Below are 773 nucleotides of genomic sequence, written 5' to 3'. Positions count from 1 at the left end.
CTGCCTGCGTATCAGAACTACACCCAACGTTCTGCTAATACTGCTTGTTTGGGTGAAGCGAAGGCATGGATGAGTATCCGTGTGGCAGATATTGCATCAAATACAGAATTTGCTGAATTTACTGGGAATGCTTGTGCTGTAGGTCCCATAAAAACTACTAAACCTACAGAGTCAGCCAAAGGTGCTGCAATATCTGGTAAAGATAATCAGAAAGCTGGTTTTATTGCTTCTGACACCCTGTATTTCTCACCACAAACTCGTGGTACTAAAGCTGAATGGAAGGCAGTTGAGTGTAAAACAGAATCAGGTACTTGTAAGTTGGTTTAATGATTTCTTAAAAAAGATAAACAAGCTCTCATCAATGAATGGTGAGAGCTTGTTTTTTTGATATTATGCTGGGTAGAATTTAATCGTTATTTAAAAGCATTTGGAAGGTATTTGTCTGTAATACTTGTTTTTTTAGATTCAATAGTAGCACTATCACCTTTCATCAATTGTAAGGTCGAATCTTCAGTTACTTTTAGAACAATTTCCTTGCCTTTAAGCTTGTCAGATACGCCAGTATCTTTAAACTTATAATGAATACCACAAACTAAACTACCAGCAGTATCAGCACCTTCTTGAAGAATGGTGGCTGTACCATATTTTCCGTCAAGTTTATCTTCAGTTTGGGCTGAAGTGCCAGCACTATCAGCAAAACATCTGCCATTTTGGCGATTGGTGCTAATGCTGGTTTTTAGTCCATCAGCCAAAGTAAAGGCTTCTGATACTTG

General features: G+C 38.2%; 2 protein-coding genes. One reads left to right on the top strand and one right to left on the bottom strand.

What is annotated here, in order from left to right; translation table 11 throughout:
* Positions 1-327: hypothetical protein (locus B0682_RS09555; RefSeq protein WP_078308433.1), on the top strand; the 327-nt coding region annotated here is incomplete at its 5' end.
* Positions 328-413: 86 nt separating this feature from the next.
* Here B0682_RS09555 and B0682_RS09190 read toward each other — a convergent pair.
* On the bottom strand, positions 414-773 hold a 360-nt coding region (locus B0682_RS09190), incomplete at its 5' end, for a pilin (protein WP_240494967.1).

The organism is Lwoffella lincolnii, assembly GCF_002014765.1.
Classification (GTDB): Bacteria; Pseudomonadota; Gammaproteobacteria; order Pseudomonadales; family Moraxellaceae; genus Psychrobacter; species Psychrobacter lincolnii.
Note: the sequence above shows the minus strand (reverse complement) of the source record. Positions and strands in the feature narration are given on the sequence as shown.